Source organism: Geodermatophilus sp. CPCC 205761, from assembly GCF_051383655.1.
GTDB lineage: Bacteria > Actinomycetota > Actinomycetes > Mycobacteriales > Geodermatophilaceae > Geodermatophilus.
Genome location: NZ_JALPKQ010000007.1, coordinates 148,358 through 155,408 on the forward strand (window position 1 = coordinate 148,358; position 7,051 = coordinate 155,408).

At 74.2% G+C, this 7,051-nt stretch carries 5 protein-coding genes and 1 pseudogene; 1 reads left to right on the forward strand and 5 read right to left on the reverse strand.

Translation table 11 applies throughout. From position 1 onward, the window contains the following. Nucleotides 1-94: 94 nt before the first annotated feature. The 3 genes from MY526_RS06490 to MY526_RS06500 are packed head-to-tail and all read right to left on the reverse strand — an operon-like array spanning nucleotide 95 to nucleotide 3,944. Nucleotides 95-952 carry an FAD binding domain-containing protein gene (locus tag MY526_RS06490; RefSeq protein WP_436694039.1) on the reverse strand — a complete coding sequence of 286 codons (858 nt, stop codon included), beginning with the start codon at nucleotides 950-952 and terminating at the stop codon, nucleotides 95-97. Next, complete coding sequence (locus tag MY526_RS06495) at nucleotides 949-3,444, reverse strand: xanthine dehydrogenase family protein molybdopterin-binding subunit (RefSeq protein WP_436694038.1); 2,496 nt, start codon at nucleotides 3,442-3,444, stop codon at nucleotides 949-951. The genes MY526_RS06490 and MY526_RS06495 overlap by 4 nt, the downstream gene beginning before the upstream one ends. Then, nucleotides 3,441-3,944 carry a (2Fe-2S)-binding protein gene (locus tag MY526_RS06500; RefSeq protein ID WP_436694037.1) on the reverse strand — a complete coding sequence of 168 codons (504 nt, stop codon included), beginning with the start codon at nucleotides 3,942-3,944 and terminating at the stop codon, nucleotides 3,441-3,443. Before MY526_RS06500 ends, MY526_RS06495 begins: the two co-directional genes overlap by 4 nt. Nucleotides 3,945-4,241: 297 nt before the next feature. On the opposite strand from MY526_RS06500, the gene MY526_RS06505 reads away from it, so the two are divergent. Further along, nucleotides 4,242-5,228 (forward strand): iron-siderophore ABC transporter substrate-binding protein, encoded by a 987-nt coding sequence (locus MY526_RS06505; RefSeq protein WP_436703501.1) that lies wholly within the window; start codon nucleotides 4,242-4,244, stop codon nucleotides 5,226-5,228. Between the two features lie 92 nt (nucleotides 5,229-5,320). Here the strand turns inward: MY526_RS06505 and MY526_RS06510 are convergent, their stop codons facing one another. Both MY526_RS06510 and MY526_RS06515 read right to left on the reverse strand, forming a co-directional pair. Then, nucleotides 5,321-6,685 carry a GAF domain-containing protein gene (locus tag MY526_RS06510; protein WP_436703503.1) on the reverse strand — a complete coding sequence of 455 codons (1,365 nt, stop codon included), beginning with the start codon at nucleotides 6,683-6,685 and terminating at the stop codon, nucleotides 5,321-5,323. Beyond that, nucleotides 6,646-7,051: pseudogene (locus MY526_RS06515) on the reverse strand (mycofactocin biosynthesis glycosyltransferase MftF); the annotation flags it as partial. The gene MY526_RS06510 and the pseudogene MY526_RS06515, both read right to left, overlap by 40 nt.

Here is a 7,051-nt window from a genome sequence, read left to right on the forward strand (position 1 = left end):
CCTCCTGGGAGTACGTGGCTCGGCCGGTCCACCCCCGGAGGGAGGCGGGCCGGCCGAGGGGAACGGGCGCGGTACCGGGGGCTGGTGACCGACGCTACAACCCGGCGGCCGCGGTCACCGCACGGCGAGTCAGCACTTGTGCCAGGTGCCGGCGGTAGTCGGCCTGGCCGTTGAGGTCGCTGCTCGGGCTGGTGCCCTCGGCCGCCGACCGCGCGGCCTGCGCGATCGCCTCGGCGCTGGCGTCGGCACCGGCCAGTGCGGCCTCGGTCGCCCGGGCGCGGATCGGCGTCGGGCCCATGTTGGTGAGCCCGATCCGCGCCTCGGCGATGTGGCCGTCCTCGCGGCGGACCACCGCGGCGACGGCCACGATCGACCAGGCCTGCGCCACCCGGTTGAACTTCTCGTAGTGCATGCCCCACTGGCCGGCCAGCTTGGGGACGCGGATCTCGACGAGCAGCTCCCCCTCCTCCAGCGCGGTGGTGAGGTAGTCGACGAAGAAGTCCGCCGCGGCCACCGTGCGCCGGCCGTTCGGCCCGACCACGACGAACTCGGCATCCAGGGCCAGCGCGACCGCCGGCAGGTCGCCGGCGGGGTCGGCGTGCGCGAGGGCGCCACCGAAGGTGCCCCGGGCGCGCACCTGCCGGTCGGCGACCGTCTCGGTCGCCTCGGCGATGAGCGGGGCGTGCTGCTGGACCAGCGGGTCGGTCATCACGTCGTGGTGCGTGGTCATCGCACCGATGACGATGGCGTCCCCGTCGTCCCGGACCCCGCGCAGCTCGCTGACCCGGCCGAGGTCGACGACGGTCTCCGGTGCCGCCAGGCGCAGGCGCATGACGGGGATCAGCGACTGGCCGCCGGCGAGGATCTTGACGTCCTCCCCGCCCGCGGCGATCGCCTGCAGCGCCTCGTCGATCGTCGTCGGCCGGGCGTACTCGAACGCGGCGGGGATCACCGGTCACCTCCGAGAGACGAGGCGTCGGTCGCCACACCGGCGGTGGACTCGGTCTGCGCCCCGCCGTAGGCGACGGTGCCGGCGGTCGCGCGGTCTCCGCCGTCACCGCCCTCCTGGAGCGCCCGCCAGACCCGTTCCGGTGTCAGGGGCATCCGGATGTCGGACACCCCGAGGTGGCGGACGGCGTCGAGTGCGGCGTTGACCACCGCCGGCGTGCTGGCGATGCAGCCGGCCTCGCCGACGCCCTTCGCGCCGATCGGGTTGCCCGGCGCCTCGTGGACGGTGTTGCCGGTGTCGAAGTGCGGCAGGTCCGCCGCCGAGGGGACCAGGTAGTCGACGAAGCTGCCGGTGGTGAGGTTGCCGTCGGCGTCGTAGACGGCCTCCTCGTACAGCGCCTGGGCGATGCCCTGGGCCAGGCCGCCGTGCACCTGGCCCTCGACGATCAGCGGGTTCACGATCGTGCCGACGTCGTCCACGCAGGCGTACTTGCGGATCTGCACCCTGCCGGTCTCGGTGTCGACCTCCATGGCGCAGATGTGCGTGCCGTGCGGGAAGGAGAAGTTCTCCGGGTCGAAGGTCGCGTCCGCGTCGATCGAGGGCTCCACGCCCTCGGGGAAGTTGTGCGCCGCGAACGTGGCCAGCGCGATCTCCTGGATGCCGACCTCCGAGCCGGGGGTGCCGCGGACGGCGAACTTCCCGCCGGCGAACTCCAGGTCCTCCTCGTTGGCCTCGAGCAGGTGGGCGGCCACCTTCCGGGCCTTCGCGATGACCTTGTCGGCCGCGTGGACCACCGCCGCGCCACCGACCACCAGCGAGCGGGACCCGTACGTGTCCAGCCCGCGGGGCGCGATCGAGGTGTCGCCGTGCAGCACCTCGATGTCCTCGAAGGGGACGCCGAGCCGGTCGGCGACCAGCTGGCTCCACGCCGTCTCGTGGCCCTGCCCGTGCGGCGTGGACCCGGTGACCACCTCGACCTTGCCGGTCGGCAGCATCCGGATCGCCGCGTGCTCCCAGCCGCCCGCGCCGTAGGACAGCGAGCCCAGCACGCGGGACGGCGCCAGGCCGCACATCTCGGTGAACGTGGAGAAGCCGATGCCCAGCTGCACCGGGTCGCCGGACTCCCGGCGGCGGCGCTGCTCCTCGCGCAGCTCGTCGTAGCCGAGCAGCTCCAGGGCCTTCTGCGTCGCGGTCTCGTAGTCGCCGCTGTCGTAGGTCATCCCCGCCACCGTGGTGAACGGGAACTCCTCGGCCTTGATCCAGTTCTTGCGGCGCAGCTCCAGCGGGTCCATGCCGAGCTCGACGGCGAGCTCGTCCATGATCCGCTCGACGGCGAACGTCGCCTCGGGCCGGCCGGCGCCGCGGTAGGCGTCGGTGGGCACCTTGTTGGTGAAGATGCCCTGGCACTCGAAGCGGTAGGCCGGGAACTTGTAGATGCCGTTGAACATGAACGCCCCGAGCACCGGGATACCGGGGCTGACCAGCCGCAGGTAGGCGCCCATGTCGGCGAGGATCCGGCAGCGCAGGCCCTTGACGTTGCCCTCGCGGTCGGCGGCGATGTCGATGTACTGGATCTGGTCGCGGCCGTGGTGCGCGGTCATCAGGGACTCGCTCCGGGTCTCGGTCCACTTGACCGGCTTTCCGATCCGGCGGGCCACCAGGAGGCTGATCACCTCCTCCGGCGTCACCTGGAGCTTGCCGCCGAAGCCGCCCCCGACGTCCGGGGCGATCACACGCAGCTTGTGCTCGGGCACCCCGGTGATCATGGCCAGCATCAGCCGGAGGATGTGCGGCACCTGGGTGGAGGACCACATCGTGTAGTTGTCGCCCTGCGGCTGGACGACGACCGAGCGGGGCTCCATGAACGCCGGGATCAGCCGCTGCTGCACGAACCTGCGGCTGACCACCACCTCGGCGTCCGCGAACGCCCGCTCGGTGTCGGTCCCCGTCTCGGCCTCACCGCCGTCGAACACGAAGTGGAAGCTCTGGTTGGAGTCGAGGTGGTCGTGGCAGAGGCTCGGGTCGGCCGCGATCGCCTGCTCCATGTCGAGCACCGCGGGCAGGGGCTCGTAGTCGACGTCGACGAGCTCGACGGCGTCCTGCGCGGCGGCCTTGCTCCGGGCGACGATCACCGCGACGGCCTCGCCGACGTGGTTCACCTCGTCGACGGCCACCGACGGGTGCCCGGGGTTGACCATGTCGGGGGTCACCGGCCAGGCGCAGGGGATCGAGCCCTGCTCCTCCTTGAAGTCCTGACCGGTGAAGACGGCGACGACGCCCGGCGACTCGGTCGCGGCGGTGACGTCGACGCCGCGGATCTTCGCGTGGGCCAGCGGGCTGCGGACCACGGCGAGGTGCAGCATCCCGGGGAGGACCATGTTGTCGGTCCACGTCGTGCGGCCGGTGATCAGCCGGGCGTCCTCCTTGCGGAGGCGGGCCTGGCCGACCTCGCGGGCCGGCGCCTCGGCGCCGGGTCGGTCCTGGGTGACGGTCATGCCTGCGCTCCCGTCGTCTCGGGGGCGGCGCCGGTGCCGGCCATCTCGCCGGCGGCCTGCTGCACCGCGCGGACGATGTTCTGGTAGCCGGTGCAGCGGCACAGGTTGCCCTCGATGCCCTCGCGGACCTCGGTCTCGCTCGGGTTCGGGTTCTCCTTGAGCAGGTCGATCGACGTCATGATCATCCCGGGGGTGCAGAACCCGCACTGCAGCCCGTGCATCTCGTGGAAGGCCTTCTGCACCGGGTGCAGGGTGCCGTTCTGCGCCAGCCCCTCGATCGTGGTGACCTCGCCGCCGTCGGCCTGGACGGCCAGGACCGTGCAGGACTTCACGGCCGCGCCGTCGAGGTGCACGGTGCAGGCCCCGCAGTTGCTGGTGTCGCAGCCGACGACGGTGCCGACCTTGCCCAGCGTCTCCCGCAGGTAGTGGACCAGCAGGGTCCGGGGCTCGACGTCGTCGCGGTAGGACACCCCGTCCACCCGCACGTTGATCTGTGTCACGGATCCTCCGCTTCGTTGCAGGGGTCGTGTGGCAGAGCCACCTGGCCGGAGTGTGTCAACGGGGGAGTGACTTAGGCCACGCTTACCCGACGCGCCGACCACCTCACCTCCGCACAGGAGGACTCTCCGGCTCTGCGTCTCCGCATCTGCGGAGCGCGCCGGGCTCGGCGCCCCCGGAGCCGCGCCCCCGGGCAACGTTGCAGCGCCGTTGCAGGCTCCGGCTCCGCGACCTCGGTGGCCCTCCGTCGTCCCGAGGGTGTTAGGTGAGCCTCACCTACCTGTCCCCGAGGAGCCCCGATGCGATCCCGTCCTGCCCTCCGCGGCGCCGCCCTGCTGGTCGTCGCCGTCCTCGCCACCGGCTGCGGCTCCGGCTCCGCCGAGGAGGCCGGGGACGCCGCACCGAGCTCGGCCGCGGGCGCCTTCCCGGTGACCGTGGCGACGGCGTTCGGGGACGTCACGGTCGAGGAGGAGCCGGCGCGGGTCGTCGCCCTCGGCTGGTCGGACGCGGAGACGGCGCTGGCCCTCGGCGTCCAGCCGGTCGGGGCCAGCGACTGGCTGGGCTTCGGCGGCGCTGGCGTCGGCCCGTGGGCGGAGGGGCGCTACGACGAGGCGCCGGAGCTGATCGACACCCTCGAGCCCAGCCTGGAGGCGGTCGCCGCGCTGGAGCCCGACCTGATCCTCGACACCCGCTCCGACGGCACGCAGGAGCGCTACGACCTGCTGAGCCAGATCGCGCCCACCATCGGCCAGCCCGAGGGCGTCGGCCCGTACCAGACCACCTGGCAGCAGCAGCTGGAGCTGGTGGGCCAGGCGCTGGGCCGCGAGGACGAGGCGACCGGGATCGCCGACAGCGTGGAGCAGCAGTTCGCCGACGCCCGGGAGGCCAACCCGCAGTTCGAGGGCACCGAGGTCGCCGTCGGCGCGTACACGTCGGAGGGCTTCGGGGCCTACGTCCGCGGTGACGCCCGGGTCGACTTCACGGAGGCGCTCGGCTTCACCAACAAGCCGGCCATCCAGGACCTCGCCGGCGAGAACTTCTTCGCCCCGGTCAGCGACGAGGAGCTGCGGCTGCTCGACGCCCCGCTGACCGTCGTCTTCCCGATCTTCGTGGAGGCCACCGAGATCACCGGCAACCCGCTCTGGCAGACGCTGCCCTCGGTCCAGCAGGGCCACGCCGTGGTGCTCGAGGACGAGACGCTGGTCAGCGCCTTCTCCAGCGGGTCCTCGCTGGGCATCGGGTACGCGCTGGAGAACGCCGTCCCGCTGTTCGCCGGCGCCCTGTAGCGGCCTCTGCCGACGATCATGAAGCTGCGGAAGCGACACACCTGCGGCAGGCGGCGTGTCGCCTCCCGAACTTCATGATCGTCGGGGAGGGCTCAGTGCACGCGCAGCGGCCCGCGGGGGGCCCGGCGCAGATGGTGCAGGTGCGCGGCCACCCCGGGCCGGCTCGGCGCCCCGGGTGGCAGCCACTCCAGGCAGGTCTGCCAGACGGCGACGTCGTCCTGCGCCTCGGGCAGCCGGCTGTAACGCAGCAGCAGCTCCGGACGGCGGCTGGCGAGCACCGCCTGGCGCAGCAGCGCGGTGACCCGCGTGCGGGCCGTGACCACGCCGGGCGCGACCGAGCGCGGCAGCACCGCACCGGGGTAGCACTCGAGCGCCGGCCCCACGGCACCGCGGCCGAGCAGCCGGCGCACCCGGTCGAGGTCGGTGTCGAGCCGGCCGAGCAGCCGGTACGGGCGGGAGCCGACGAGGTCGGTGCCGACCAGCCGGCGCAGCCGGGACAGCTCCGCGCGGACGGTCACCGCGGCGGCATCGCCGGCGTGGCACTCGGCGGCCAGCTGCTCGGCGGTCCGGCCGTGTCCGGTGACGGCGGCCTCGGCGAGGAGCAGCAGCAGCTCGGAGTGCCGCAGCGACAGCTCGACCGGCCCGGCGGGGCGCACCAGGCGGGCCCGGTCGCGGCCCAGCACGTCCAGCCGCGGAGCGACCGGGCGGGGGCCCGGTGCGGCCGGACGCCGCCCGGAGGGCTGCTCGCGGTGCAGCCAGCGCAGCTCGGACTCGACGGCGGCCACGGTGGCGCGCACCAGGGTGAGCACGTGCGGGCTGGCCACGGAGTCGCCGCCGGTGACGTCGATGGCGCCGAGCAGGGCGCCGGTGACCGGGTGGTGGACCGGCGCCGCCGAGCAGCTCCAGTTCTGCACCGGGCGCCGGTAGTGCTCGCTGCCGTAGATCTGGACGGCGTGGTCGACCGCCAGGGCGGTGCCCGGGGCGTTGGTGCCGGCGACCTCCTCCGACCACCGCGCGCCCTCGACGAAGTTCATCGTCTCGGCGCGGGCGCGCAGCCGCCGGTCGCCCTCGACCCAGAGCATCCGGCCGGCCGCGTCCGTGACCGCGACGATCATCTGGTCGGCCTCGGCGTCCTCGACCAGCAGCCGGCGGATCACCGGCAGGACCGGCGCCAGCGGGTGCGCGGCGCGGTAGGCCAGCAGGTCGTCGTCGAGCAGGTCGACCGGCGGAGCGGTGCCGTCGGGGTCCACCCCGCTGCCGAGGCTGCGGCGCCAGGAGTCCCAGACGACCGCCCGCACCGAGTCGCGGCCGGCCGGGCCCCCGCGGGTGACCATCGCCTCGTGGGCGGCCCGCAGCCGGCGGGTGAGCGTGGGGTCGGGGCGCCCCTCGGGCAGCGCGAGCCAGGGGTTGACCGTCGTCATCGCGACGTCCGCGGGCTCGGGCTCATCGTGCGCCATCGTGGCCCCTCCCTCCCGTTTCCACCAGGCAGGCCGCCGCCTGGCCCAGGGGAGGAACGGCGGGAAGGCGGAGGACCGATCGGCGGCGGTGCCGCGGGCAGCAGCGCGCGGGGGTCGCGGGCGCGCAGGGCGCCCCACCACAGGCCGGCCCCGTAGGCGAGGTCCTCCAGCCGCCGGGCGACGGCGAACCGCAACGGCCCGACCGCGCGGCGGTGCGGCCACCACGCCAGGACGGCGTCGGCGACGGCGGCGACGCCCACCCAGCGGCGGGCCCGGCGGGACGCGGCCGCCGCGGCCAGCGCCAGCGGCCAGTGGTGCCGGGGGGCCGAGCGGGGCAGCGTGCGGCCGGCGGCGAAGTCGGGTCGT

What these genes read in the sequence shown, in the direction of transcription:
- MY526_RS06495 (WP_436694038.1), bottom strand. Translation starts at nt 3,444, where the DNA reads ATGACCGTCACCCAGGACCGACCCGGCGCCGAGGCGCCGGCCCGCGAG.
- MY526_RS06505 (WP_436703501.1), top strand. Translation starts at nt 4,242, where the DNA reads ATGCGATCCCGTCCTGCCCTCCGCGGCGCCGCCCTGCTGGTCGTCGCC.
- MY526_RS06510 (WP_436703503.1), bottom strand. Translation starts at nt 6,685, where the DNA reads ATGGCGCACGATGAGCCCGAGCCCGCGGACGTCGCGATGACGACGGTC.